This is a genomic window from Anaerovibrio sp., assembly GCF_045637405.1.
In the GTDB taxonomy this organism is placed as follows: Bacteria; Bacillota; Negativicutes; order Selenomonadales; family Selenomonadaceae; genus Anaerovibrio.
On sequence record NZ_JAZTZI010000038.1, the window covers coordinates 1 to 26,287 of the forward strand.

Annotated in this window: 26 protein-coding genes; all 26 read left to right on the plus strand. The window is 44.9% G+C overall.

The genetic code is table 11. From position 1 onward, the window contains the following. The first annotated feature begins 1 nt into the window (after position 1). Positions 2–1,252 (plus strand): histidine--tRNA ligase, encoded by a 1,251-nt coding sequence (hisS, locus tag ACKI5G_RS02940; protein ID WP_407397495.1) that lies wholly within the window; start codon positions 2–4, stop codon positions 1,250–1,252. Between the two features lie 39 nt (positions 1,253–1,291). Next, entirely contained in the window at positions 1,292–3,091 is a 1,800-nt protein-coding gene (aspS, locus tag ACKI5G_RS02945) for an aspartate--tRNA ligase (protein WP_407397497.1), read from the plus strand. 124 nt (positions 3,092–3,215) lie between these two features. Then, positions 3,216–3,944 carry a WecB/TagA/CpsF family glycosyltransferase gene (locus tag ACKI5G_RS02950; RefSeq protein ID WP_407397499.1) on the plus strand — a complete coding sequence of 243 codons (729 nt, stop codon included), beginning with the start codon at positions 3,216–3,218 and terminating at the stop codon, positions 3,942–3,944. Positions 3,945–4,094: 150 nt separating this feature from the next. After that, a complete protein-coding gene (locus ACKI5G_RS02955) occupies positions 4,095–4,733 on the plus strand; it encodes a phosphatidylserine decarboxylase (RefSeq protein WP_407397501.1) in 639 nt (212 codons plus the stop codon). Further along, positions 4,733–5,437 (plus strand): CDP-diacylglycerol--serine O-phosphatidyltransferase, encoded by a 705-nt coding sequence (gene pssA / locus ACKI5G_RS02960; RefSeq protein WP_407397503.1) that lies wholly within the window; start codon positions 4,733–4,735, stop codon positions 5,435–5,437. Before ACKI5G_RS02955 ends, pssA begins: the two co-directional genes overlap by 1 nt. A 38-nt stretch (positions 5,438–5,475) precedes the next feature. Then, entirely contained in the window at positions 5,476–6,729 is a 1,254-nt protein-coding gene (locus ACKI5G_RS02965; RefSeq protein ID WP_407397505.1) for a glycosyltransferase family 2 protein, read from the plus strand. Between the two features lie 67 nt (positions 6,730–6,796). Continuing rightward, complete coding sequence (queD, locus tag ACKI5G_RS02970; protein ID WP_407397507.1) at positions 6,797–7,174, plus strand: 6-carboxytetrahydropterin synthase QueD; 378 nt, start codon at positions 6,797–6,799, stop codon at positions 7,172–7,174. 22 nt (positions 7,175–7,196) lie between these two features. Next, on the plus strand, positions 7,197–7,928 hold the full coding sequence (locus tag ACKI5G_RS02975; RefSeq protein WP_407397509.1) for a 7-carboxy-7-deazaguanine synthase QueE: 732 nt from the start codon (positions 7,197–7,199) through the stop codon (positions 7,926–7,928). Positions 7,929–7,944: 16 nt separating this feature from the next. Beyond that, the gene (locus tag ACKI5G_RS02980) at positions 7,945–9,663 is read left to right on the plus strand and encodes a sulfatase-like hydrolase/transferase (RefSeq protein ID WP_407397511.1); all 1,719 of its coding nucleotides are present in this window, start codon (positions 7,945–7,947) and stop codon (positions 9,661–9,663) included. 134 nt (positions 9,664–9,797) lie between these two features. Further along, positions 9,798–10,136 (plus strand): nitrous oxide-stimulated promoter family protein, encoded by a 339-nt coding sequence (locus tag ACKI5G_RS02985; RefSeq protein WP_407397513.1) that lies wholly within the window; start codon positions 9,798–9,800, stop codon positions 10,134–10,136. Positions 10,137–10,269: 133 nt separating this feature from the next. After that, positions 10,270–10,713 (plus strand): ribosome maturation factor RimP, encoded by a 444-nt coding sequence (rimP, locus tag ACKI5G_RS02990; protein WP_407397515.1) that lies wholly within the window; start codon positions 10,270–10,272, stop codon positions 10,711–10,713. Between the two features lie 65 nt (positions 10,714–10,778). Continuing rightward, positions 10,779–11,882 carry a transcription termination factor NusA gene (nusA, locus tag ACKI5G_RS02995; protein ID WP_407397545.1) on the plus strand — a complete coding sequence of 368 codons (1,104 nt, stop codon included), beginning with the start codon at positions 10,779–10,781 and terminating at the stop codon, positions 11,880–11,882. Positions 11,883–11,902: 20 nt separating this feature from the next. Beyond that, positions 11,903–12,169: an RNase P modulator RnpM gene (gene rnpM / locus ACKI5G_RS03000; RefSeq protein ID WP_407397517.1), complete on the plus strand. Its 267-nt coding sequence runs from the start codon at positions 11,903–11,905 to the stop codon at positions 12,167–12,169. A 21-nt stretch (positions 12,170–12,190) separates the two neighbouring features. Next, positions 12,191–12,481, plus strand: coding sequence for a L7Ae/L30e/S12e/Gadd45 family ribosomal protein (locus ACKI5G_RS03005; RefSeq protein ID WP_407397519.1), 291 nt, complete (start codon positions 12,191–12,193; stop codon positions 12,479–12,481). Between the two features lie 18 nt (positions 12,482–12,499). Continuing rightward, positions 12,500–15,088 carry a translation initiation factor IF-2 gene (infB, locus tag ACKI5G_RS03010; RefSeq protein ID WP_407397521.1) on the plus strand — a complete coding sequence of 863 codons (2,589 nt, stop codon included), beginning with the start codon at positions 12,500–12,502 and terminating at the stop codon, positions 15,086–15,088. Positions 15,089–15,108: 20 nt separating this feature from the next. Next, entirely contained in the window at positions 15,109–15,465 is a 357-nt protein-coding gene (gene rbfA / locus ACKI5G_RS03015; RefSeq protein ID WP_407397523.1) for a 30S ribosome-binding factor RbfA, read from the plus strand. A 4-nt stretch (positions 15,466–15,469) separates the two neighbouring features. Then, entirely contained in the window at positions 15,470–16,411 is a 942-nt protein-coding gene (locus ACKI5G_RS03020; protein ID WP_407397525.1) for a DHH family phosphoesterase, read from the plus strand. A gap of 14 nt (positions 16,412–16,425) precedes the next feature. Beyond that, positions 16,426–17,322, plus strand: a complete 897-nt coding sequence (truB, locus tag ACKI5G_RS03025; protein WP_407397527.1) for a tRNA pseudouridine(55) synthase TruB — start codon at positions 16,426–16,428, stop codon at positions 17,320–17,322. Between the two features lie 94 nt (positions 17,323–17,416). Continuing rightward, positions 17,417–18,151, plus strand: coding sequence for a hypothetical protein (locus tag ACKI5G_RS03030; protein ID WP_407397529.1), 735 nt, complete (start codon positions 17,417–17,419; stop codon positions 18,149–18,151). Between the two features lie 47 nt (positions 18,152–18,198). Next, positions 18,199–18,834: a CheB methylesterase domain-containing protein gene (locus ACKI5G_RS03035; protein WP_407397531.1), complete on the plus strand. Its 636-nt coding sequence runs from the start codon at positions 18,199–18,201 to the stop codon at positions 18,832–18,834. 197 nt (positions 18,835–19,031) lie between these two features. Beyond that, positions 19,032–20,156, plus strand: coding sequence for an ABC transporter ATP-binding protein (locus tag ACKI5G_RS03040; protein ID WP_407397533.1), 1,125 nt, complete (start codon positions 19,032–19,034; stop codon positions 20,154–20,156). Further along, the gene (locus ACKI5G_RS03045; RefSeq protein ID WP_407397535.1) at positions 20,149–21,798 is read left to right on the plus strand and encodes an ABC transporter permease; all 1,650 of its coding nucleotides are present in this window, start codon (positions 20,149–20,151) and stop codon (positions 21,796–21,798) included. The genes ACKI5G_RS03040 and ACKI5G_RS03045 overlap by 8 nt, the downstream gene beginning before the upstream one ends. Positions 21,799–21,896: 98 nt before the next feature. Further along, on the plus strand, positions 21,897–22,940 hold the full coding sequence (locus ACKI5G_RS03050) for an ABC transporter substrate-binding protein (RefSeq protein ID WP_407397537.1): 1,044 nt from the start codon (positions 21,897–21,899) through the stop codon (positions 22,938–22,940). Between the two features lie 140 nt (positions 22,941–23,080). After that, positions 23,081–24,631 carry a sensor histidine kinase gene (locus ACKI5G_RS03055; RefSeq protein ID WP_407397539.1) on the plus strand — a complete coding sequence of 517 codons (1,551 nt, stop codon included), beginning with the start codon at positions 23,081–23,083 and terminating at the stop codon, positions 24,629–24,631. Beyond that, positions 24,624–25,388 (plus strand): response regulator, encoded by a 765-nt coding sequence (locus ACKI5G_RS03060; protein WP_407397541.1) that lies wholly within the window; start codon positions 24,624–24,626, stop codon positions 25,386–25,388. The genes ACKI5G_RS03055 and ACKI5G_RS03060 overlap by 8 nt, the downstream gene beginning before the upstream one ends. A 12-nt stretch (positions 25,389–25,400) precedes the next feature. Continuing rightward, positions 25,401–26,222 (plus strand): HAD-IIB family hydrolase, encoded by an 822-nt coding sequence (locus tag ACKI5G_RS03065; RefSeq protein WP_407397543.1) that lies wholly within the window; start codon positions 25,401–25,403, stop codon positions 26,220–26,222. Positions 26,223–26,287: the final 65 nt, after the last annotated feature.

The window sequence follows — 26,287 nt, forward strand, 5'->3', positions numbered from 1 at the left end:
TATGTTGACAAATGCTCCACGGGGCACCAAGGACATACTGCCAGATACCGTCGGTGACTGGCTGTTTGTGGAAGAAAATATCCGCTCTCTTTGTAAGCGGTTTGGCTATCAGGAAATCAGAACACCTATGTTTGAGCACACTGAGCTGTTTCAGCGTGGTATAGGTGAGGGTACTGACGTAGTTGATAAGGAAATGTACACCTTTACTGACAGAGGTGACAGAAGTATTACCCTGCGTCCTGAGAATACAGCCTCGGCCGTAAGAGCCTATTTGCAGAATAAGCTCTATGCCGAAAATGCCCTGACCAAGTTGTTTTATATTGGCTCCATGTTCCGCTATGACCGCCCTCAGGCTGGCCGAATGCGCGAATTTCACCAGTTTGGTGTGGAGGCCATTGGGGAATCCAATCCGGCTGTGGATGCAGAGATTATTCTTTTGGCCATGAAGCTGCTTCAGGGCCTTGGCCTTAATGATTTGGAGCTTTATATTAATTCCGTGGGCTGCCCGACTTGTCGTGCCAAGTACCGCACTATGCTTCAGGATTTCTTCCGTGACAAGCTGGATGATCTTTGCGAGGATTGCCGCAGCCGTTTTGACAGGGCGCCTATGCGTATTCTGGATTGCAAAAAGGATGCGGAAAAGCCATACATGAAGGACGCACCAAAGATTACAGACTGTCTCTGTGATGAGTGCTCCGACCATTTCCAAAAGCTGCAGAAGCATCTCACCAAGGCTGGTGTTAAGTTTGACCTGGACCCACGTCTGGTTCGTGGCCTTGATTATTACACCAAGACTGCCTTTGAGGTTAAGTACCCACCTTTGGGGGCACAGAGTGCTGTGGCAGGCGGTGGCCGTTATGATGGCCTTATTGAGGAAATGGGAGGCAACCCTACTCCTGCCGTAGGATTCGCCACTGGTTTGGAAAGAGTTCTTCTGGCCCTTGAAAAGCAGGGCTTGTTGCCGGATAAGAACCGCAGCGTAGATGTGTATGTGGTAGCTTTGGGCGAGGCAGCACAGGAGGAGGCCTTTAAGCTGGTTATGGATCTCCGTGATGCGGGCTATAGTGCCGCAGTTGACTATGCTGGCCGCAGTATGAAGGCACAGATGAAGCAGGCTAACAAGCTGGGAGCAAGATTCGCCACCATCATGGGTGACGATGAGCTTTCCGAGGGTGTGGTAATGCTTCGTGATATGGCCGGCAGCGAACAGGAAAAGGTTCCTGTAAATGAGCTTATTAGTAAATTAAAATAAATAATACCCAAAAAATATTTGTATGAGGTGAAGAATTAAATGGATACTTTAGAAGGTTTGAAGCGTTCTCATCATTGCGGTGAGCTGCGTAAGGATAACGTTGGCAGTGAGGTCGTTCTTTGTGGCTGGGCTTCCCGTCGTCGTGACCATGGCGGTCTGATTTTTATCGACTTCCGTGATCGTTCCGGTTTGGTGCAGATCGTATTTGATGAGGCTGCTATTGGTGAGGAGGCTTTCCACAAGGCTGAGACTATCCGCAGTGAGTTCGTTTTGGCTGTAAAGGGCGATGTTCGTGCCCGCAGCGAGGAAACCATTAACCCTAATATGGCAACTGGTGAAATCGAGGTTGTGGTTAAGGAGCTTCGTATCCTCAACAAGGCAAAGACCCCTCCATTCTACATTCAGGATGGTATTGATGTAGACGAGATGCTTCGCCTGAAGTATCGTTATCTTGACCTTCGTCGTCCGGAAATGCAGAAGTGCCTTATGCTCCGTCATCGCGTAACCAAGATTATGCGTGATTACTTTGATCGTAATGGCTTCCTGGAAATTGAGACTCCAATGCTTTGTAAGTCCACTCCGGAGGGGGCCCGTGACTTCCTGGTACCAAGCCGTTTGAATCCAGGTGAGTTCTATGCTCTGCCACAGTCTCCACAGATTTACAAGCAGATTCTCATGCTTTCCGGCTTTGAGAAGTATTTCCAGATTGTTCGCTGCTTCCGTGATGAGGACCTTCGTGCTGACCGTCAGCCAGAGTTCACTCAGCTGGATATTGAGATGTCCTTCATCGATCAGGAGACCATTCTCACTATGATGGAAGGCATGATGGGTGAAATCTTCGAGAAGGCATTGGATACAAAAATTCCTACTCCTTTCCTGCGCATGACCTGGGATGAGGCAATGGAGCGTTATGGCTCTGATAAGCCAGATCTTCGTTTTGGCATGGAGCTGATGGATATTTCCGAATATGTTAAGGGCTCTGATTTCAAGGTATTTGCTTCCGTTCTGGAGAATGGCGGACAGGTTAAGGTTATTAATGTTGAGGATTATGCCAACATTCCTCGTCGTGAGCTGGATGGTCTTGTACAGTATGTTCAGGGCTATGGCGCAAAGGGGTTGGCTTGGATTCAGTACACTGAAGAAGGCGTTAAGTCTCCATTTAAGAAGTTCTACTCCGATGAAACCTTTGAGGAAATTAAGAAGGCTACTGGTGCCAAGACTGGCGATTTGCTGTTAGTTATTGCTGACAAGCCATTGGTTGTTGCCCAGGCTCTTGGTGAGCTCCGTCTTGAGATGGCCCGTCGTCGTGGCCTTATTGATCCGGACAAGCTGAGCTTCCTGTGGGTAGTTGATTTCCCTATGTTTGAATACAGCGAAGAGGATAAGCGCTGGAAGGCAATGCATCATCCATTCACTGCACCTCGTGATGAGGATGTTCAGTATCTTACCACTGATCCAGGCAAGGTTAAGGCCATTGCTTATGATATGGTTCTTAACGGTGTGGAAATCGGTGGCGGTTCCCTGCGTATTTATCAGAATGATCTTCAGGAGAAGGTATTCGAGGCTATCGGTCTTACTCCGGAGGCTGCTCATGACAAGTTCGGCTTCATGCTTGATGCCTTCAAGTATGGTGCTCCACCTCATGGTGGTCTGGCATTCGGTCTTGATCGTCTTGTTATGCTCATGGCTAAGAGAAAGTCTATCCGTGACGTAATCGCATTCCCTAAGACTCAGAGTGCATCCGATGTTATGTCACAGGCACCTTCTGAGGTTGATGAGAAGCAGCTGAAGGAGCTTTCCATCCGCACCCATGTAAAGAAAAAGATTAAGGAAGACTAATATATTTAGTTGATTATGTATAAGGGGCTGACTGCAAAGCGGTCCCTTTTCTTATGTTTTCTATGGCCTTCTTTACACTTTTGTGTTACAATGAAATTTGTATTTTTGAATTTAGGAGGCAATCATGTCTTTTGATAAAGTTGACATACTAGGTGTAAAGGTGGATTCCCCTACTATGGGGCAGGCAGTTGAAACTGTTCAGGGCTTCATTGAAAAGGGGGAGAGTACCCTTATTGCCACTGCAAATGCTGAAATGATAATGCGGGCTACCTATGATGAGGAGCTGATGACAATATTAAATGCGGCTGATCTGGTGGTGCCGGATGGCGCAGGAACCGTATGGGCTGCAGGCTATCTTGGCCATCCAATGCCTGAGCGTGTGGCTGGATATGACTTGTCCCAGGAGCTGATGAAGCTGGCTCCAAAGAAGAATCAGCGGATTTACTTCTTTGGCTCTGCCCCAGGGGTGGCGGATATGGCCAAGAAAAAGGCTGAGGAGTGGTATCCTGGTATTAGTATAGTAGGAACCCGTAATGGTTTCTTTACAGCCGATGACGAGCCACAGATTATTGCTGATATAAAGGCAGCCAAGCCGGATATTTTGTTTGTGGCCCTGGGGGTTCCAAAGCAGGAGAAATGGCTGTATGCTCATCTTGAGGAGCTGGAGGTTCCGGTTTCCATCGGCGTTGGCGGTTCCTTTGATGTTATGGCCGGTGTTATGCAGCGGGCACCTTTGTGGATGCAGAAGGCGAAGCTGGAGTGGCTTTTCCGCGGTCTGAAGCAGCCTAGCCGTATCGGTCGCCTTATGGCACTTCCAAAGTTTGTATTTAAAGTTATGGGAAGCAAAAAATAATATATGGACAAAGGCTTTGGGCTGGTATTATGACCCAGTTGAGGTTTGAATCGGGTCGCAACGTGAAAAAGGTATATTTTGCTATGGCAAAATTGGAATAATCGCGATATAATATCTCCAGTTTAAAAGCCGTATCAGGAGGTGCAAATTTTGGGTAAATTCCATATTGTAAGAGAAGGATACGTTTTCATTTTCGGAGCCTTGGCCGTTGCTGCCTTCCTTGGACTTTTGCTGGGCCCATTAGGCGCAGTGGTACCGGGAATTTTGGCAGTATACTTTACATATTTTTTCAGAAATCCGGACCGTGTTATCCCAGCAGACGAGGACCTCATAGTTTCACCAGCAGATGGAACCGTTCAGGATGTGGTGGAGGTTGAGTACGACGACTTTTTGAAAGGTCCTGGAACAAAGGTAATTATCTTCTTGTCAATTTTCAGCGTTCATGTGAACCGCAGTCCTATTGCTGGTGAAATCAAAACCCAGAAATATGTTTGCGGTCGATTTAAGCCGGCTTACAAGGATGAGGTAGGCTTTGAGAATGAGCGCCACATGATTGGCATTGAAAATGATAGATTAAAGGTGACTGTAACTCAGATTGCAGGCATTTTGGCCCGACGTATTGTTTCCTGGGTTACCCTGGACGATAAAATGGAGAAGGGCGATGTATACGGTCTTATTAAATTTGCTTCATGTACTGAGATCGTGGTACCTAAGAACGTAGAGGTTCTTATGAAGAAGGGTGACAAGGTTCATGGAGGAGAGACCATTGTGGGGAGGATTAAGGACTAATGAGCAAATCTGTAATTCCTAATGCGTTTACTTCAGCTAATCTTGTTTTTGGAATGATTTCCATTTTGTGTACGTTCAATGGTAATTTGACCTTCGGTGCTGTTTGCATTTTGCTGGCGTTGGTGGCTGATGGACTGGACGGCAGAACTGCCCGTGCCCTTGGAGTTAGCTCTGAAATGGGTAAGGAAATGGATTCCTTGTGTGATCTGGTTTCCTTTGGTGCGGCTCCTGCTATGCTTGCATACAAGCTTCAGCTGGCAGATTTCGGTATTTTTGGTTGCATTGCAGCAATTTTCTTTGCTCTTTGTGGTATGTGGCGTTTGGCACGTTTTAATGTCAATACCACTGTGGTTCATGGATATTTCATGGGCCTGGCTATTCCGGCAGGTGGCTGTCTTATTGCTACATCCACACTGCTTATTAATGCTGTAGGCTACAATTTGGATGAAATATCCTACGCATATCCTGTTATTGTCATGGTGGTGGCGTATCTTATGGTCAGCACTGTGCATTATCCTGATTTTAAGGGTGACGGCGAGAAGATGAATCTCGTTGCCAAGGTGATTGCGGCAGCTGTGTTTGCCTCTATTCTGTGGATGGGCATTGATGGGATTGGTTATGCTGTCCTCTTTGGCATTTTTGCGTCCTATGCGATTTTTGGTATTGTAAATCACAGTATTAATCTTATTTCCGGCAGCAAGTAAGTGGAATATAGCTGTTGTCAAAAAGGAGAAAGTAGTTAATGTTTTATCCACTTGATATAATAATGATTCCACTACAGATTTTTCTGTTTTGTTTCACTATTTATTTCTTTATTATCGGTTTTTTTGGTCTGGTGGTTTTTAGAGAGAAGAAAATTACAACCCCGGAGAAGAAGTTTGCCTGTTTGATTGCAGCCCATAATGAGCAGGCAGTAGTTGGTCATCTTGTAAAGAATCTTCAGGAGCTGGATTATCCTAAAGAGCTATATGATATTTATGTAATTGCAGATAACTGTACAGATGATACTGCCAAGGTTTCCCGTGAGGCCGGGGCTATTGTCTGTGAGCGCTTTGATCCGGAAAGAAAGACCAAGGGTTATGCTCTTGACTGGATGTTTGCCAAGCTCTTTGATATGGAAAAGGACATGGAGAAGCCTTATGATGCCGTTTGTATCTTTGATGCAGATAATCTGGTTCATCCACGGTTCCTAATAGAAATGAATCATCACCTCATGAAGGGAGCCAAGATTATTCAGGGCTTTTTGGATGCCAAGAACCCTTACGATTCCTGGGTTTCCGCCACTTTTGCCCTTTCCTTCTGGGTTATTGATTACCTCATTCATCAGGCAAAGACCAATTTGGGCCTGTCTGCTGTGTTGGGTGGTACTGGTATGTGTATTACCACCGAGGTTTTGAAGCGTCATGGCTGGCGTGCCAACTGTCTGGTAGAGGATATGGAATTTACCATGAAGTCATTGGTGGAAGGCATTAAGACCACCTGGGCCGTGGATGCCATTATTTATGATGAAAAGCCTCTTACCTTTATGCAGTCTTGGTATCAGAGAAAGCGTTGGGCCCAGGGTCAGTTTGATGTGGCGCATCGTTTTATTCCTAAGCTGTTGAAGGAGGGCATTAAACAGCGCAGCATTCCTATTCTGGATGGCTGTCTGTATCTGATTCAGCCGTATTTCCTGATGTTTACCGCCTTCTTTATTCTCATGGGCTATATTCAGGTATTTTATGGTGAGCAGATTTACACCAGTATTTATTCCTTTATGCCAAACCATCTTATGACAGCCATTACAATTATCCAGTATTTGCTGCCGATGATTATCCTCATTAAGATGAGGGCAAAGTGGAAGGCATGGCTGTATATACCTCTTTATCAGGTGTTTATTTATTCCTGGTTGCCAATCGTATTCTTGGGCTTCATTCACCGCAATGAGCATGAATGGGCACATACCAAGCATACCCAGGCTGTAAGCTACGACCAGTTTATTGATGGTCGTAAATGATGAAATTCACCCCTTCAGATGCGTTTGGCAATGAAGGGGTTTCCCATTTAGATGGAGGATAAAAAAGATGTTTGAAATTCATGTAAGTGCTGAGTTTGAAGCAGCTCACAGAGTTGCAGGCTACAATGGAAAATGTGACAGACTCCATGGCCATAGCTGGACCGTAGAGGCAGCTGTTATTGGCAAAAAACTGGATAATTTAGGTATGCTTGTGGATTTTAAGGTGGTTAAGGGCAGACTCCGTGATCTGCTGGAGACTTTGGATCATCAGTATTTAAACGAGCTGCCGGCCTTTGCGGAGGGTCATAATCCAACTGCTGAACATCTTGCCCAGTACATTTACGAGGAAATGGCCAAGGCGGAGTTCTTTGACGACAACGTAAAGCTGAAACACATTCAGGTTTGGGAATCTCCTAAATCTTCTGTGATATACTCTTTGGAGTAAGGAAATTAAGGTAAATAGGGTTATGAATGCTAATCTAATTGAAATTTTTTCCTCTGTACAGGGTGAAGGGCGCTATGTGGGTTGCCGTCAGCTCTTTGTACGTTTTGAGGGTTGTAATTTAAAATGTAAATACTGTGACACAGAAAATCAGGCGGGCACCCATCCACTGTGTGAAGTGGAGACCTTCCCGGGTTCCCGTAAATTCCATGATGCCATAAATCCGTTGGAACCCACCGAGGTGGCGGCATATATTAATCGCTTTGTGATGGAGCTGCCGCATCAGGCAATTAGCTTCACAGGTGGTGAGCCGTTGCTTCATACAGCTTTTCTTCAGGAGCTTTTGCCTATGGTTAATACCAAGGTAATGCTGGAAACCAACGGTACTTTGCCTGAAAAATTGGCCCGGATTATTGATATGGTGGATATTATCAGTATGGATATTAAGATGCCTCAGGCCATTGGTGAGGACCACTGGGAAGCTCATAGACGTTTTTTGGAAATTGCCAGGGAAAAGGATGTTTATGTAAAGCTGGTGGTATCTGGTGACATTAACATGGATGATTATCAGAAGGCGATTGACCTTGTGGCTGGGGTAGATCCTGATATTTTACTTATCCTGCAGCCGGTTACACCGCTTAATGGAGTGGAGGCAGCACTGCCGGAGCAGATGCTGGAGCTTCAGCAGCAGGCTTTGGAAAGCCTTAAGGATGTGCGTATTATTCCCCAGACTCATCGTATGATGGATCAATTGTAACGAGGAGGAGCGACAGGTGGAAAAAAACTCTTTTTCAAATAAAGCAGCTGATTTTCTGCAAAAAACAGCAGACCTTGTTCGTGAGGATTTTGGCTGGTTTATGCTTTTCTGGCTTTTAAGCTGTTCTACACAGGTTATTAAGTGGGGCATGATGGGCAAGACAGATCTGGTTATGTCCATGGCTTTTACAGGACTGTTGGTAGCACTTATTGCCACTTTTATTACGAAATGGCTGTTTGTTCCCAAGGCCAGTAAAATAATACGCTATATTTTAGTGGCATTGCTTTTTGCCGCTTTTGTCATCGAGGCCTTTGTGCTTTATCAGTATGGTGCCCTGACAGGCGTAGGTACAATCAATTCTCTTTTTGAGACTAATCCTGAGGAATCTGCCGAGTTCATTAATACCTTTGTGGGAGTTGAAGGCGGTCTTTTGGCTGTTGTCATAATCACTGTAATGTATTGCCTGGTGAAATATAAGCCATGGCACAAGCTGGAGGCAGATGCCGTGTCCCAGAAGGTGATTGCCGGGATTGTTTTGGCTTTATCCTCCTCTTATGCCATTTATATGTGCTTTGCTTATCCTGGCATGATGTTCGGTGGAGATAACCTTACGCCGCTGACCCGGCTTATGGGAGCTACCAGCACGGCATGGAAGAACCATGTGGCTTATCAGGAGCTGCAGGCCAAGCTGGATGTGGATATACATCTTACCAAAAATGAAGGACATATTACCAATATCGTGTTTATTTTAGGTGAGTCTACCAATCGTAACCACATGCACCTTTACGGTTATCAGATGGAAAATACCCCTAATCTGGATGAACTGTTCAAAAAAGGGGAAATCGTTTTCTTTAAGGATGTGGTTAGTGCCCATTCAACCACAGTGGCTTCACTAAGTAAGATTTTTACCTTCTGCGATCATGAATCGGATAAACCATGGTATGAGTATAACAATCTTATTGATATAATGAATGCGGCGGGCTATAAGACTCATTGGTTATCCAATCAGGAAAGCTCCGGCATTTGGGGTAATGTGGCCCAGATTTATGCGGCCCACAGTAATGTCAGTCACTATACCCAGATTCGTGACTCCAAGGAGGACGAGGGCCGGGTGGATGGTGAGCTGTTCCCGCTGGTGGATAATGCCATCGCCGGTATAGGCGACAGCAACAAGAATTTCTTTGTGGTACATTTAATGGGCGCTCATTTGGCCTATTATAATCGTTATCCTTTTGAATTTGCCAAATTCAATGAGAGCAGCATAACATTACCGGGCTATAATGATGATCAAAAGCAGGTTATCGCCCAGTACGACAATGCCCTGTTCTATAACGATTATATTGTCAGCGGTATTATTGATAAATTCCGTGAGACCAATTCCGATACCATCGTAATATATCTTCCTGACCATGGTGAGGCTGTATATGATGAGGGTGGTGTCAACGGTCATATTGAAGAAAATCCAAGCCGTCATATGATAGAAGTGCCGCTTATTATGTGGGCTTCCGAAAAGTTTAAGCAGAATCACCCTGAGAAATGGGCTCTCATTCAAGAGGCTATTGCGAATCCATATATGACGGATGACATGATTCATACTGTGTTGGATATAGCCGATATCCATACCGCTGATTTTGATCCGTCAAAGAGTATCATTTCACGCAGCTTTAATAAGCTGCGCCCACGAATCTTTGATGACAAGGATTACGATCGGGAAATATTGGGTGCTGGGAAATAAGGATATTTAAAATTAAGAACGGATTAAAAAATTAAACTTCAGTTAGAATTCCCTTCCATGTCTAAACAACTTGTTGTAATTAGGGTACAATAAGGTACGACAGGTTTTAAAGTTCAGTCATGGGAGGTGCAGTTATGGACAAGGTACAGCATAAAAGAGAGCAAGAACTGGCAACTGTGACTGAAATGATTAGTATTTTTTGTCGTGATATCCACAAAACGGATGGTGTTCATCTTTGTCATGAATGTCAGGATCTTCTTGACTATGTGAAAAAAAGGGTGGCAGTTTGTCCCAGAATGGGTGAAAAGACCTTTTGCAGTGCCTGTAACACCCATTGCTATGCTCCTAATCGTCGGGAACGCATAAGGATGATAATGCGGTACAGTGGACCAAAGATGATGTTCCGTTCGCCGATTTTGGCAATTAAGCATAAGCTTACAGAATGGTTTGCAATAAAGCAAAAAATACTGTAGAATGTGTTTACAAAAGGCTTAGGCTGTGCTAAAATATCTTTAAATAGTGAGTTGATTATTAAAGAGTGGGTGCAAACCCGCTCTTTTGTCTTATGTTTAAGATTAAAAATGAATATGAAAAGGGGGAACGTGTATGAGCAAACTTATAGAAGACACAGTGGAAAAAATTGTTGAAGAGCTTCTTGAGGGTACCAATATTGAGCTCGTGGCGGTTGAATACGTCCGTGAAAAAGACTGGTATCTGAGAGTGTTTATTGATAAAGAAGGCGGCATTGAATTAGATGATTGCCAGGAGTTAAGTGGCCGTCTTGGTGATATCCTCGATGAAAAGGATGTTATCAAGGGTGCATATATGCTGGAGGTTTCTTCTCCGGGCCTTGACCGTGAGCTGAAGAAGGAAAAGGATTTCAGACGGGAACAGGGCAAGAAGGTTGATGTTAGCCTGTATGTCGCAGTGGACGGCAACAAGGTATTAGTAGGTGTATTGAACGGCTATGATGGAGATAATGTGACCATCGACGAGCAGGTAATTCCAATGGACAATGTTGCTCAGGTTCGTTTACATATAGATTTTTAGGAGGTTTTTTAGTGGCTACCAAATTGAAGAAGAGCAAGTCTGCAGCAGTGGCTGATACAGGCTTTATGGAGGCAGTTGAGGTTTTAGGAAAGGAAAAGGGCATTGCGCCGGAAATCCTGTTTGATGCAATTGACAAGGCATTGGCTTCTGCCTACAAGAAGAACTACAATAACGAGGCTAACTGCCGTGTAAGTCTTGATCGTCAGACTGGCGAATATCATGTATATGCAATTAAAGAAGTAGTGGATGAGGTTGAAAATCCTGTTACTCAGATTTCTCTGGGAATGGCTCAGCAGAAATCCGCAGATTATGCTGTAGGTGATACTCTGGAGGAGGAGGTTACTCCTGCAAACTTCGGACGTATTGCGGCACAGAATGCAAAGCAGGTAGTTGTACAGGCTATTCGCGAGGCTGAGAGAGGTATTATCTTCAGTGAATATGTAAACCGTGCCAACGATATTATTACAGGTGTGGTACAGCGTGTAGAGAACAAGAATGTATATATTGACCTTGGTAAAACTGAGGCAATTCTCGGAGCCAGCGAGCAGATTCCTCATGAGGTCTACGCTCCTAACGACCGTATTAAGGCTCTTATTATCGAGGTTAAGAATACCAATAAGGGACCGCAGGTTTTGGTATCACGTACTCATCCAGGCCTTTTGAAGCGCCTCTTTGAGCTGGAGGTTCCTGAGATTCAGAGCGGTGATGTGGAGATTAAATCCGTTGCCCGTGAGCCTGGTATGCGTTCCAAGATTGCCGTTTATGCAGCAGACGAAAATATCGATGCTGTAGGCTCCTGTGTAGGACCTCGCGGAACCCGCGTTCAGTCCATCGTTGAAGAACTGAGAAATGAAAAAATCGATATCGTTAAGTGGAGTGAAGATCCAGTACAACTGATAGCCAATGCACTTAGTCCAGCAAAGGTTGTATCTGTAGCTATCAACGAGGAGGAAAAGCTTTCCCGTGTAATCGTTCCTGATTATCAGCTTTCCCTTGCTATCGGCAAGGAAGGCCAAAATGCCCGCCTTGCTGCTAAGCTTACTGGCTGGAAAATCGACATTAAGAGTGAATCCCAGGCTGAGGAGTTTGGCTTTGATGATGAGGAAGACACTGAGGAGCTTAACCTTGATGTTTTCGCAGATGATGAGTTCGATTCTGAAGAAGAGTAAGAGAAGTAAGGGTGACAGATATGGCAACAGTAAAGAAAATTCCAACCAGACTTTGCATAGGCTGTCAGGAGCAGCGTCCCAAGAAGGAGCTGGTACGAATTGTACGCAGCCCGGAGGGGGATTTTTCCGTGGACCTTACCGGAAAGAAGGCAGGCCGGGGAGCATATATCTGCAATAATAAAGAATGCTTTGACAAGGCCATTAAGGAACATCGCTTTGACCGTTCATTTAAGTGTACGGTAGATAAAAATATTTTTGATGAGCTGAGAGAACAGCTTTTTAAATAAATTATGAATAAGACGAAAATATTGAATTTGCTTAGTATGGCACAGCGGGCCAATAAGGTGGTTTCCGGTGATTTTGCCGTAACGAAGGCAGTACAAGGACGAAAAGCCTTGCTGATGATTGTGGCTGAGGATGCCTCTGAGGAAACAAAGAAAAATTATCAGCGTATGGCGGATGATGCAGAAATAAACGTATATTATCTATTTGACAGAGAAGAACTTGGCCACTGTATAGGGAAGGATTTCCGGGCGGTGGCTGCCATAATGGATAAGGGCTTTGCAGATGCTTTATCCAAACTCTTTGAAGACAGATAGTCATTCGGGGGTGGATTGATGAGAATACATGAATTTGCAAAAGAAATAAATACAGAGAACAAGAAGATTATTGAAATATTAGAGCGAAATAACATTTCCGGGAAAAAGCATTCCAGTTCCATCAGTGACAGTGAGAAGAAGCTGGTGCTTGACGCATTAAAGGGTTCCTCTGCACCGAAAAAAACTGAGGTACCTAAAAAGGCTGAAGCACCTAAAAAGGCTGAAGCACCAAAGAAGCCGCAGCAGCCTGAAAAGGCCAAGGCTCCTGAGCAGAAGCATGAACATAGGCCGGATCAGAGAGCTGAGCATAAGCCAGAGCAGAAAAAGCCTCATGACTCCAAGCATGGCGAGGCTCCAGCCAAGAAAAACGGCGGTTTCAGTGCACCACGTCCAGTAAATAATAACGGCAGTCACAACAACCGTAATTTTGACCGCAACCGTAACAATGGTGAACGCAAGAATAGCGGTGGACAGAGTGCCTTTGAGCGTAATCGTAATGAGGGCGGTTATGATAACCGTTCACAGCAGGGCAGGAAGTCTGGTGGACATATGAGCAAGCAGATGCCTGTAATGAACGAAGGCGGCCATAATGATCGCAATGACCGTAATGACCGCAACAGAAATGAAAGAAATAATCGTATGGAGCGTAATGACCGTATGGAGCATAATGATCATATCCGCAATGGTAAGGATCGCAACAAGAACAACAGAAATAACAACTTTAAGAATGGCGGCGGCTTTAACAATAACAATAATCGCAACGGCAAGAATTTCCGCGGCAACAAGAACAACCGCAACAACAAGAATCAGCAGCCGGCTCCAAAGATGGAGATTGCCCGTCCTAAGAATATCAAGGTAGGAGAGACCATTGTTGTAAAGGATCTCGCCAGCAAGATTAGCTGTACTGCCGCTGATATCATCAAGAAGCTGATGTTGATGGGCGTTATGGCTACCATTAACCAGGATATTGACTTTGATACTGCTTCCTTGGTGGCTGCCGAGTTCGGCGTAAATGTTGAGGAGCTTCCACCGGAGGTTGATCTTACTGAGATTCCGGAGATCGAGGACGATCCTAAGTCTCTGGTTATCCGTCCACCAGTTGTTACTGTAATGGGTCATGTAGACCATGGTAAGACCTCACTGTTGGATTGTATCCGCAGCTCTGCAGTTACTTCTACAGAGGCTGGTGGTATTACCCAGCATATCGGTGCATACCAGGTTATGTGTCAGGGCAAGAAGATTGTATTCCTGGATACTCCGGGCCATGAGGCATTTACTGCAATGCGTGCCCGTGGTGCCCAGGTTACTGATATTGCTATTCTGGTAGTTGCAGCTGACGATGGTGTTATGCCTCAGACTATCGAGGCAATTAATCATGCCAAGTCCGCTGAGGTGCCAATTATCGTTGCTATCAACAAGATTGATAAGCCAGGTGCTGATCCGATGCGGGTTAAGAACGAGCTCATGGAGCATGGCCTGGTTTCCGAGGATTACGGCGGAGATACCATTATGGTTGAGGTTTCTGCCAAGAAGCGTATGAACATTGATGAGCTGCTGGAGATGATTCTTTTGGTGGCTGAGGTTCAGGAGCTGAAGGCCAACCCTAAGCGTGATGCCCGTGGTATTATCATCGAGGCACAGCTGGACAAGGGCCGTGGCCCTGTAGCAACTGTATTGGTTCAGAATGGTACTCTCCATATTGGTGATTCCATTATTGCCGGTACCTGCTATGGTAAGGTTCGTGCCATGGTGAATGACCGTGGTGAGAATGTGAAGAAGGCTGGTCCTTCCGTTCCGGTTGAGGTGCTTGGTTTTAATGATGTTCCATCCGCTGGTGATGAGCTGGCAGTTCTGGAAGAGAAGCTCTGCCGTACCATTGCTGAGAAGCGTATTGAAAAGCATCGTACTGAGCTTATTAGTAAAAGAAAGGTGTCTCTTGATGATCTGTTTAACCAGATTCAGGAGGGTCAGCTGAAGGATCTTAACATTTTGGTTAAGGCAGATGTTCAGGGCTCCGTTGAGGCACTTAATAGCTCCTTGCTGAGCCTTAACAAGAACGATGAAGTTCGGGTGAATATTATCCATTCCGGTGTAGGTGCAGTTAATGAGTCCGATGTTATGCTGGCTTCAGCGTCCAATGCCCTTATTATTGCCTTCAATGTCCGTCCCGATGCCAATGCCCGTCGCATTGCTGAAAGCGAGGATATTGATATTCGTACCTACCGTGTAATCTACGATGCACTTAACGACGTAAAGGATGCTATGTCCGGAATGCTGGCTCCTAAGTTTAAGGAAGTTATTCAGGGACAGGTAGAAATCCGTCAGGTAATGGTATTTAACAAGACCTTGAAGGTAGCCGGTTCTTACGTGCTTGAGGGTAAGATTACCAACAAGTCCAAGATTCGCATTGTCCGTGACAACATTGAGGTATTCGATGGTGAGCTGGAAGATCTGCGCCGTTTCAAGGATGCAGTTAAGGAAGTGGCTGCCGGCTATGAGTGCGGTATTACTATTAAGGATTACAGCGACTTCCGTGAAGGCGATATTATTGAGGCCTACACCATGGAAGAAATTGAGACCAACATCAATGATGTGAACAAGGACTAATAGAGGAGGGCAAGTTTTATATGAGCCAGCTTCGTATTGAAAAGATTCAGGAGCTTATGAAGCAGGAGATCTCCCAGATTATTCTGCAGGAGCTGAAGGATCCCCGTATTGGCTTTGTTACTGTTACCCAGGTGGAGGTTACCAGAGATCTTAGCCTTGCTAAGGTGTTTGTTAGCATAATGGGCAACGATAAGCAGATAGAGGATACCTGGAATGGTTTAAACAGCTCTCTGGGCTTTATCCGACGTGAGGTGGGACATCGCATCCGATTGAGGGTAACTCCTGAACTGAAATTTGTTCTGGACAAATCATTGGATTACAGCGATCATATTCAGAAGCTGCTCTTGCAGATTGAAAAAGAGCAGGAGCAGGGATAATTCTATGATAATTTCTTTAAAGGAAACAGCAGACAAACTGATGGCAGCCAACAGCCTGGTATTGACAGCCCATGTCAATCCAGACGGTGATGCCATTGGCTCCTGTCTGGGTTTAAAATTTATGCTGGAGAAGCTGGGGAAAAAGGTAAGAGTTCTTATTGATGATGAGCTGCCTAAATTCCTCAGTATTCTTCCAGGTATAGATACTATTGAAAAGCCAGTGAATGAAAGCTATGAGGCTGATTATCTGGTTATTCTGGATGCCAGTCTGGACAGGATTGGCAGTGTAATTGAAAAGTGCAAGGCTCCAAGATTAAATATTGATCATCACCGTACTAATGATGAAAAGGCGGATTTTCTCTACCTTAATGCTAATAGTGCCGCTGCTTGTGAGATTATTTATGAATTGGGGAAAGAGCTGGGGGTAGAGTTTGATATAAACTCTGCCACTGCTATTTATACAGGTTTGGCCACAGATTCCGGCTATTTCAGATACTCCAATACCACCTCCCATACCATGCGGGCAGCCGCTGAGTTGCTGGAATGCGGGGTACGACCGGAAAAAATATCTGAGGCCATTGAAACCAAGGATTTTGATGTGGTGCAGGGGATGGCAAAGGCTCTGCAGACCATAGAGCTTCATGCTGATGGTAAAGTAGCGGGGTTGTTTCTTGACCATGAGCTGACCGAATCTTTGGATACCACCGAGGGATTCATCGATCAGGTAAGGGTAATTGATGGCGTGGATGTGGCAATACTTTTAAAGGCTGTGGAGCCTGAGGTTTGTCGCGTAAGTATGCGTTCCAAGAAAACTGATGTGGCAAAAATAGCAGCATCCCTTGGAGGCGGCGGTCATATAAGAGCGGCTGGCTGCACTATTGAAAAGTCATTTAATCAGGCCAAGACGGATATTTTAAAAGCGATTGAAGAATCATTGGCAGAATAAGGATGTTACAACGAATGGAAGGCTTTATTAATTTCCTTAAACCACCGGGAATGACATCGCATGATGCTGTGGGACTGGTACGCCGTGTGCTCCATGAAAAGCATGTTGGCCATGCGGGTACTCTTGATCCCGGAGCAGCCGGGGTATTGCCTATAGCAGTAGGCAAAGCAGCCCGTTTGATAGAATACCTTGATAACGTAAGCAAGTCATATAGAGCAGAAATGCTCTTTGGTGTGGAAACAGATAGCGGCGATGATACAGGCAAGGTTACAGAAAGGGCAGAAGAATTCGATATGCCCGACATACAGCAGGTGGAAAGAGTGTTTAGGAATTTCACCGGGAACATTATTCAGGTACCTCCAGCTCATTCCGCTATAAAGATTAATGGCCGTCGGGCATGTGACTTGCTCCGTCAGGGAATTAAGGTGGATATCCCGTCAAGACAGGTGGAGATTCACAGTCTGCGTCTTCTTGAAAAGGATGATAAAAGAAGAACATTGCTTTTTGATGTAGATTGCTCCAAGGGTACTTACATCCGCTCCTTGTGTCAGGATATGGGGCAGGCCTTGGGAATCCCCTCAACCATGTCTTTTCTGGTGCGGACAGCAGTAGGGAATTTCCATCTCTCTGAGGCAGTATCCGTAGAAGAGATTCAGGAGCTGGGAGAGGGTGCGTTACTTAATCCTGAGGAGTTTATTGGCCACATCAGGCGATATGACATTAATCCTAAACGCAGAAAAGCTTTTTGTAATGGTCTTTCCTCTGATGACAGAAGCTTTGATGATGGTTCTTGTTCTCAGGATAATATACTTCTTAGGGTCTATGCCCAAGATGAATTTCTTGGTATTGGACATTATGATAGGAAAAATAAGACTATAGCCCCAGATAAGGTTTTGGCTGTAAATAGCTAATTAATGGACTATTACAATTATTAGCATAAAATCCCCTTGAATTTTATATGTTGTACTTACATTCATAGTCTTGTATAATTAAAGGTAGTGTAGTATGAAGGGGTGGTATACCGTGGCTAGGGACAATAATCCAAATACCGTGAAGCTCCGTTCAGAGATGGAGCTTAGCTATAAGATTATTGATGCTTTATGCTACAGCTACCAAGGGGTGTATTATGTTAACCTTTCTACGGGACAGGTTCGCAGCTATCGAATGGCAAGGTTTGTGCGGGATAAGTTTGGTGACGAGTTTGCTTGTGGGGATTATGAAAACCATATCTACCGATTTGTAAGAAGTGTGGTGTTCAAGGAGGACCAAAGAGCATTTGAACCAATACTTACCATTTCAAATCTGAGAAAAATTTTTTCTCGTCAAATGTCCTATAGCTTTAATTACCGGACCTTTACTGATGATGAGATACATTATGGTCAGTGCGAGGTCTTGAAGGTGTTGGATTCCAATGATGAGCTTGTTATGGCTTTTAAGAGTATGGATAAGCAGCACCAATCAGAGGAAAATCTTTACGAAGAAGAACGAAAAATTGTAGAGGCCATGGGACATCAATTAAATGATGTTGCCCGGGGTCCATTACTGAATATCATAGCGCAGTCCAAGGCAGCCAGGGAAGCTGCTGTTCGACATGAGGATATCAGTGAATATATGGATACTATTCATCAGGATGGTGAAAGGCTTCTTGGCATTTTAAATCTCATTTTCTCCAAAGAAAATACCAACAGAGAAAAGATAGAGGAGACCATTATGCAGTTAGGTTCCATGGGAGATAAATGATGTTTGATTCACTTATTGTTTGCAGTTAATTCCAAGGATGTGATTTCTTGTTTGCAACTAAAAAAATCGAGAAAAAAGAATCATACACCTCAGCTCCCACAGCGACCTGGTGCAGCCTTATAGCTATAGGGTCATCTACTGGCGGTACGGAAGCATTGTCTGAAATCCTGTCAAGGCTGAAGGCACCTCTGCCACCTGTTATGGTGGTACAGCATATTAGTGCTACTTTCTCCAAGCTGTTTGCTGCCCGTTTGGACAGGGAGTGTGAGCTGACAGTAAAGGAAGCTGTGGAAGGTGAATACGCCAAGCCAAATACAATTTATATAGCTCCTGGTGATAAGCACATGTCCATCACAGGCTCACCGGGGTCTATATGTATTCACTGCAAAGCTGGTGAACGGATTCATGGCGTATTATCATCGGCAGATGTGCTTTTTGAATCTGTGGCCAAAGTTATTGGCAATAAAGCGGTGGGGGTAATTCTCACCGGGATGGGTGTTGATGGGGCAGCCAAGCTATTGGAAATGCGCCGGGCCGGTGCCCGTACCCTAGGACAGGATGAGGCCTCCTGTGTGGTATATGGTATGCCTAAGGCAGCCTTTAATATGGGTGCCGTGGAACGACAGGTCAGCTTGCAAAACATGGCCAATGAAATAACTAAATTAGTCTATCCTAACAGATAAGACGCGACTGAGAAGTTTAGTACAGCTTTTCAGTCGTGTTTTTTTATTGTAAAAAATGTCAAAGTTTACTAAATTTTCATACAAAGTTCAATTTTTCTGACAATTGTATAATATTTTGGCTTGTTTACTATTATTGCCGACGATAAAATATGTATAAAGATACCAAATAATAGATAATACGAATGGAGGAGAGGGCAATGAGTGTTGCCATCACGGCAGATAAAGTGGTTAAGCGTTATGGGGATTTGACAATTATACCCCAGCTGACCCAAAACATTAAAAACGGGGAGTTTTTCACCTTATTGGGCCCTTCGGGCTGTGGCAAGACCACGCTTTTGCGTATGATTGCAGGATTTAACAGTATTGAGGGGGGCCAGATTCGCTTCAATGATCAGGTAATTAATGATATTCCGGCTCACAAGAGAAATATTGGTATGGTATTTCAGAGCTATGCTATTTTCCCACATCTCACTGTGCGTGAAAATGTGGAGTATGGTTTAAAGCTTCGCAATATGCCAAAGGATGAGATGAAGACCAAAGTGGACAAGATTCTCGATGTAGTGCAGATTACGGAGTATCAGGACAGACTTCCTGAGCGATTGTCCGGTGGCCAGCAGCAGCGTGTAGCACTTGCCCGTGCCATCGTTATTCATCCTAGCGTGCTGCTGATGGATGAGCCTCTGTCCAATCTGGATGCCAAGTTGCGTGTGGAGATGCGCTCGGCTATCCGGGAGGTACAGAAACAGGTTGGCATTACAACTGTTTATGTAACCCATGATCAGGAAGAAGCCCTGGCAATTTCTGATAGAATTGCAGTTATGAAGAAGGGTGTGATTCAGCAGACTGGCCGGCCACATACCATCTATACACGACCTTACAATGTGTTTGTAGCTACCTTTATCGGTCATTCCAATCTGTTTAAAGGCCGTATAGAAGAAGCTAATGGTGGTAAAGCAGTAGTTTTTGCGGATGGTTTTGTCCTTCCTATGACTACCCTTGGCGAAGAAGGAAAAATTGGTGATGATGTTACGATTGCCATACGTCCGGAAGAATTTTCCATCTGCGGTGAAGGTCAGGGCATAAAATGTAAGATTAAAACCAAGGTTTTCTTGGGTAAATATATTACTTATGGACTTGATTTCCCAGATGATATGCTGGTTCCTGACCAGCCTGCTATTGAATATAGTCAGGATTTGGGACACGCAGAAAAGGTTCTGGAAATCGGCGATACAGTGTATCTGAAGCCTAATGCCGCCAAGATTAATGTATTCCGTGCAGATGGCAGCAAGAGCCTGATGGAAGGTGTGGTGGAAAATGAATAAGAAATTCCAATGGGACTTCTGGGCGTGGGTTACTCTGCTTTCCATTGTCATTTTCGGACTGTTTCTGATATATCCGTTGTTCTCCCTGTTCCTCAGTGCATTTCAGGATGCTACCACCGGGGTGTTCACCATGGAGAACTTCACCCACTTCTTTGAAAGGAAGTATTATTACCAATCCATGATTAACAGCTTCAGCGTCACTACCTGTGTGACGGTGTTGGCGGTAATTATCGGTACGGCCTTGGCCTATTTTATGACTCTGTTTAAGGTCCGGGGCAAGAATATTGTAGAAATCTGCATCATAATTTCTCTGCTTTCACCACCATTTATCGGAGCTTATTCCTGGATTTTGATTGGTGGCCGCAGTGGTATTTTGACCCAGTGGATGGCAGGAATGGGTATAGATTTCCCATCAATTTACGGATTTGCCGGGATATTGCTGGTTCTTACCTTGAAGCTATATCCTTTCATTTATCTCTATGTTGCCGGAGCTATGAAAAATATCGACTCAGCCTTGATTGAAGCAGCAGAGAGCTTGGGCTGCAGTGGCATCAAAAAAGTGGTTACCATTATGCTGCCATTGATTACGCCTACTATTCTCGCTGGCGCCTTGATGGTATTTATGAATGCTATGGCAGACTTTGGTACACCAATGCTGATTGGTGAAGGCTTCAATGTTATGCCGGTTATGATTTATTCGGAGTTTATCAACGAGGTTGGTGATCAGGCTAACTTTGCAGCGGCTATGGCTGCTATTATGGTATTGATTACATCCACCATCTTTATGCTGCAGAAATATGTAGTAAATAAGAAATCCTTCACCATGAGCTCCCTGCGGCCTTTGCCTGTGGGAGAAATGAAGGGCATCAAGAATGTGGTTATGCATCTGTGTATCTATCTGCTGGTGGCATTATCCATGATTCCTCAGCTGGTAGTTATCTACACATCGTTCCTCAAAACTAACGGTGCTATTTTTGTGGATGGTTATTCATTGGACAGCTATCGTACGATTTTCGGTTCACTGGGAACGGCTATCAGCAACACCTACATTTTTAGTACCGCAGCTATGGCTGTGATTGTGTTCCTGGGCATGACGGTGGCTTATCTGACAACCCGCAAAAAGAGCTGGTTGACTGATATCATCGATACCCTGACCATGTTCCCTTATATCATTCCAGGCTCTGTACTGGGTATTACTTTACTTCTGGCCTTTAATGATGACCCTATGCTTCTGTCAGGCACGGCGCTTATTATCATCATTTCATTGGTTATCCGTCGTTTGCCATATACCCTTCGTTCCAGTTCGGCAATTCTTTATCAGCTGAGCCCGAGTCTGGAGGAGGCATCCATAAGCTTGGGGGCTTCACCGCTAAAAACCTTCTTCAAGGTAACGGCAGTTATGATGTTGCCAGGTGTAATGAGTGGAGCGATTATTTCCTGGATTACGGCTATTAACGAATTGAGTTCTTCGGTTATCCTCTTTACCGGAGCCACTAAAACCATGTCGGTTGCCATTTATACCGAGGTTATTCGTGCCAGCTATGGTACAGCAGCGGCTCTGTCTACTATCCTTACGATAACGACCATCACGGCCATGGTTATCTTCTTCAAGGTATCCGGCCGCCGGGATGTTACGTTATGACGGGATGAACCCGTCGAAACGCTACTGGGAGGTTTTGCGATGCAAAACATGAACAATGGCGTTATAGCGCTATAACTTTTTTTAAGGGAGGTTTCATTATGAAGCTGAAAAAACTGATTGCCGTGCTGATTGGTGCGGCGATGCTCATCACCTGCTTTGCCGGTTGCGGCGGTGGTGACAAAAAGGAAGCGGATAAAGCCGCTGGTAGTGACGAAAACAAAGTCGTTATTTACTGCCCACATCCGCTGGCCTTTATCAACCCATTGGTGGAAGAGTTTGAGAAGGAAAGCGGTGTAAAGGTTGAGGTAGTTGCCGCTGGTACTGGTGAGCTTTTGAAACGTGTGGAATCGGAAAAAGCAAATCCATTGGCCGATATCTTCTGGGGCGGTTCTCTTTCCACTGTAAAGCCTAAGGCTGCTCTCTTTGAGGAATATCGTTCCGTTAATGAAGACCATATTCAGAAGGATTTCAAGAATGTGGAAGGCTCCATTACCCGTTTCACCGATATTCCAAGTGTTATCATGATTAACACTAACCTGATTGGCGATGTAAAGGTAGAAGGCTATGAGGATTTGCTGAATCCAGCTCTCAAGGGCAGAATCGCTTTTGCTGATCCATCTAAATCTTCTTCTTCCTATGAGCATCTGATCAACATGCTCTATGCTATGGGCAATGGCAACCCTGACAATGGTTGGGATTATGTGACCAAGTTGTCCAAGAATCTCGATGGCAAGCTGCTGTCCGGTTCCTCTGCTGTATACAAAGGCGTAGCTGATGGTGAATATGCTGTAGGTCTTACCTTTGAAGAAGGTGGCGCAAAATACGTTGCTGATGGCGCACCAGTAAAGCTGGTTTACATGAAGGAAGGCGTTATTTCCAAGCCAGATGGTATCTATATCATCAAGAATGCTAAGCACATGGAAAATGCTAAGAAGTTCATCGATTTCATTACCAGCAAGAAGGCTCAGACCCTGATTACTCAGAAGCTGCATCGCCGTAGTGTTCGCGATGACGTAGATGCACCTGTAGGTCTGCTGCCAAAAGCTGAGATTAAGTCAATCACTGATGACGAGGAAGTAGTAAACAAGAACAAGAAAGCATGGCTGGATAAGTTCAGAGATATCTTCACCAGCGTGCAGTAATTAGACTCTTTACATAGCGTGGGAAACCAAAGGATGTTTTCTTCCGACAATTGGTTTTTCACGCTATTGTCTTGTATTTATAAATTGGAACAATGGCGTTATAATATAGTAGTAAGTTTTGACGAAAGGAGCGGCCCTTCATGCACCGTTATTTTGAATCCCGTCTGCAGCGGACTTTGGCCTGGTATGCTTTGGTACCGGTTTTGATAATGGTATTTCTGGGGTCGCTGTTAATGCTGGATAGCTGGCGGTACGCAGTTATACGGGTGAATCATGAGGCTCGGGAGCTGGCGGCAGATGTTCTGTCCAATATCAGTCAGGAATTTTTGCACCGTTCTAAGGTGGAAGCTGAATTTTTGGGGACTGTGCCGGATCTGTCTCTTTGGGAAAGCGATAAGGGGTTACGGTCAGAGGCTTTTGCCAGACTCTATTCTGATACCAGCTATCGTGGGGTAGAGTTTTACTTGTTGGATACCAAGGGGTGGATTATTCTGGGCAGCAAGGATAAGCTGCCATCTAATTTCCTTCCCGTGGAACGTGACTGGGGGATATGGTCACGACTTGCCGATCATCCTGGAGTGCCAAAGCATGAATTCTTGCTGCAATCCGATGGACAGGATTTAGTGTGTGGTCAGGCAGTTTGTATCAATGGGCAGGTGGCAGGCTTTTTGGTTTATATTTTGCAGGCTGAGTATTTGCAGCAGCTGGTGGGTGATGGCAGGTCAGGCATAATTTTATCAGATAAGCTGGACAATGCCCGGTTGGTAAAAGCAGCTGATGAGGTAGTAGACCATCGTAAGATTCAAGGGGATTTTGCCAAAAAGCGAAATGGCCTTGTGTCTACTAACAAGGGCATTTACTATGTCTCCCAGCAGGATATAGATTTTGGCGGTGAGAGCTATCGGCTCCAGTCTGTATCGAAGGTTTCAGACCTGCTGATGCGTTATGCTATAGGAGCGGGGGCAATTTTATTGGCTGTACTGTTCATGGTGCCTTTGATTTTGCGCAGCATTGCCCAGGAAACCAAGATGACCAGTCAGGCCATAGATGATTTAACTGTCATTGCAGAACTGCGTGAATTGGAATCACAGTTTAATCCGCATTTTCTTTTTAACACCTTGGAAAATATTAAGTTCATGGTGCGCTTGGATCCCGGGGCGGCTACAGAGATGATTATGGCCCTGTCAACTTTGCTGCGGTACAGTATAACCAGTAGCGGACAGCAGGTGGAGCTTCAGGAGGATATAAAGTATTTGGAAAGCTATATAAAAATCCAACAGTATCGCTTTGGCAGTCGGTTGGAGTTTAATGCCAATATTGAACAGGCAGCCCGTTCAGCCGCTATTCCAAAGCTGCTCTTTCAGCCATTATTGGAAAATGCCATTAAATATGGTGAGGATGAATGTGGTAAATTAAGGATTAACTTTCAGGTAAAGATTTCAGACGGGCAGTTACATGTATTAGTGAAGGATGCTGGTCAGGGCATGGATGAGGAGAAGCTAACCAAGCTACGAAATCTTTTGGCCAGCAGTGAAAATGATACAGGACATTGGGGACTGTTTAATGTACAGCGTCGTTTGCAGCTGATTTATGGTATGGATTATGGTTTAGAGGTTAGCTGTCCACAGGATGGTGGTACGGAAATCCATCTTAGTCTGCCAATGACGAAAAAGGAGCAGAAAAATGCTTAAACTGGTTATTGTGGAAGATGAAGAAATAATACGTCGTGGACTGGTGTGTACCATTGACTGGCTGAAAATGGGAGCCAAGGTGGTGGGCGAGGCAGCTAATGGCAAAGAGGCCCTGGAGGTTATAAAGGCTACTAAACCGGATGTGATACTAACGGATATAAAAATGCCGGTGATGGATGGCATTGCCATGACAGAAGCGTTAAAGGCTGCAGCCAATCCTGCCAAAATAATTTATCTCACCAGTTATGCTGATTTTTCCTACGCCCAGCGGGCATTACAGCTGGATGTTACAGACTATCTCCTTAAACCCGTTAATGAGGAGGACTTAAATAATGCGTTGGCTAAAATTGATGGACATCGGGAAATTCAGAAAAGTGAGGGATTATCCTGGGATGAGGGCCTGCGGGCGGCATATCATACTGGTAACCCTTATGTTCAAAAGGTTTTGAAACGGATTGAAGAGGGTTTTCAGGGGCGCCTGAGTGGTGAGACTATAGCAGAAGAGCTGGGTGTATCCTTTAGCTATCTTTCGCGGAAGCTGAAGGAAGAAACGGGGCTGACCTTTGGTGGTCTTTTAACTCAATATCGGCTACAACAGGCTATAGAAATGCTCCAGGCTGGTACCTGGAAAGTCTATGAGGTGGCAGAGCAGACGGGCTTTGGCGACTACAAAAATTTCACCCAGGCCTTTAAGAAGTACCTTCATACAACGCCTAAGGCGTTTATGCAGGAAATAACGGTGGGCATTAAGCTGTAAGGAGTTGTGATTATGGGAAAATATACAGGAAAAATGATTATTTCCGATTTGGATGGTACCTTAATTCCCCGTGGTGGAGTGATTTCACCAGAAAATAAGGCTGCTATTGGAGAATTTGTTAAAGGTGGTGGTCACTTTGCCATCGCCACTGGACGTACACCGGAAGCGGCTGCCGGTTATGTGAAGGGGCTGTCTATCAATGCTCCTTCGGTGTTCTTTAATGGTGCTATGCTTTATGATTGGAAACAGAAAAAGGTGGTAAAAACCCTGCCATTGACGGACAGTGATGGCAAGAAGCTGTGGCCACAGTTTGCCCGGCAGGCCATAAAGGAATTTCCTGAGGCCTGCTTGGAGGTTTATACTGCCGAAAACTGTCACATTATTACACCGGAGGCCAATGATGACCCGCGGTTGCCTAATGAGTTTTACAGCTATGGCCATACTGATTTGTCAAAGCTTACGGATACTGTAAAGACACCATGGCTGAAATTTTTTGCTTGTGATAAGCATGAGCATTTGGAAAAATATGTGGCTTTGGCGGAAAAAATGGGAGTGGCTGAGCTGGCCAACGGCTTTTACTCTGAGGATAATTACTACGAGTTTGTAGCCAAGGATGTTTCCAAGGGCTCTATGCTTTCCTTTATCAGAGAACAGCTGCCGGGGGTAGAGATCATCGCTTGTGGTGATTATCTCAACGATAATGAAATGTTGGTTGCCGCAGATATTGGTGTAGCTCCGGCCAATGCCCATGATGATACAAAAAAAATCGCACAGCATATTGGCTGTAGGGTGGAAGAGCATTTACTGGCCTGGATTGTAAAAAATATCGCATGATATATAGAAAGCAGCTTATGTAATGTAAAAAGACCTCCATATTAGCAATGGAGGTCTCAGACTGT

Excerpts from the sequence above, each read along its gene's own strand:
- hisS (WP_407397495.1), top strand. The coding sequence starts at position 2 with ATGTTGACAAATGCTCCACGGGGCACCAAGGACATACTGCCAGATACC.
- aspS (WP_407397497.1), top strand. The coding sequence starts at position 1,292 with ATGGATACTTTAGAAGGTTTGAAGCGTTCTCATCATTGCGGTGAGCTG.
- ACKI5G_RS02950 (WP_407397499.1), top strand. The coding sequence starts at position 3,216 with ATGTCTTTTGATAAAGTTGACATACTAGGTGTAAAGGTGGATTCCCCT.
- pssA (WP_407397503.1), top strand. The coding sequence starts at position 4,733 with ATGAGCAAATCTGTAATTCCTAATGCGTTTACTTCAGCTAATCTTGTT.
- ACKI5G_RS02965 (WP_407397505.1), top strand. The coding sequence starts at position 5,476 with ATGTTTTATCCACTTGATATAATAATGATTCCACTACAGATTTTTCTG.
- queD (WP_407397507.1), top strand. The coding sequence starts at position 6,797 with ATGTTTGAAATTCATGTAAGTGCTGAGTTTGAAGCAGCTCACAGAGTT.
- ACKI5G_RS02975 (WP_407397509.1), top strand. The coding sequence starts at position 7,197 with ATGAATGCTAATCTAATTGAAATTTTTTCCTCTGTACAGGGTGAAGGG.
- ACKI5G_RS02985 (WP_407397513.1), top strand. The coding sequence starts at position 9,798 with ATGGACAAGGTACAGCATAAAAGAGAGCAAGAACTGGCAACTGTGACT.
- rimP (WP_407397515.1), top strand. The coding sequence starts at position 10,270 with ATGAGCAAACTTATAGAAGACACAGTGGAAAAAATTGTTGAAGAGCTT.
- nusA (WP_407397545.1), top strand. The coding sequence starts at position 10,779 with ATGGAGGCAGTTGAGGTTTTAGGAAAGGAAAAGGGCATTGCGCCGGAA.
- rnpM (WP_407397517.1), top strand. The coding sequence starts at position 11,903 with ATGGCAACAGTAAAGAAAATTCCAACCAGACTTTGCATAGGCTGTCAG.
- infB (WP_407397521.1), top strand. The coding sequence starts at position 12,500 with ATGAGAATACATGAATTTGCAAAAGAAATAAATACAGAGAACAAGAAG.
- rbfA (WP_407397523.1), top strand. The coding sequence starts at position 15,109 with ATGAGCCAGCTTCGTATTGAAAAGATTCAGGAGCTTATGAAGCAGGAG.
- ACKI5G_RS03020 (WP_407397525.1), top strand. The coding sequence starts at position 15,470 with ATGATAATTTCTTTAAAGGAAACAGCAGACAAACTGATGGCAGCCAAC.
- truB (WP_407397527.1), top strand. The coding sequence starts at position 16,426 with ATGGAAGGCTTTATTAATTTCCTTAAACCACCGGGAATGACATCGCAT.
- ACKI5G_RS03030 (WP_407397529.1), top strand. The coding sequence starts at position 17,417 with ATGAAGGGGTGGTATACCGTGGCTAGGGACAATAATCCAAATACCGTG.
- ACKI5G_RS03040 (WP_407397533.1), top strand. The coding sequence starts at position 19,032 with ATGAGTGTTGCCATCACGGCAGATAAAGTGGTTAAGCGTTATGGGGAT.
- ACKI5G_RS03045 (WP_407397535.1), top strand. The coding sequence starts at position 20,149 with ATGAATAAGAAATTCCAATGGGACTTCTGGGCGTGGGTTACTCTGCTT.
- ACKI5G_RS03050 (WP_407397537.1), top strand. The coding sequence starts at position 21,897 with ATGAAGCTGAAAAAACTGATTGCCGTGCTGATTGGTGCGGCGATGCTC.
- ACKI5G_RS03055 (WP_407397539.1), top strand. The coding sequence starts at position 23,081 with ATGCACCGTTATTTTGAATCCCGTCTGCAGCGGACTTTGGCCTGGTAT.
- ACKI5G_RS03060 (WP_407397541.1), top strand. The coding sequence starts at position 24,624 with ATGCTTAAACTGGTTATTGTGGAAGATGAAGAAATAATACGTCGTGGA.
- ACKI5G_RS03065 (WP_407397543.1), top strand. The coding sequence starts at position 25,401 with ATGGGAAAATATACAGGAAAAATGATTATTTCCGATTTGGATGGTACC.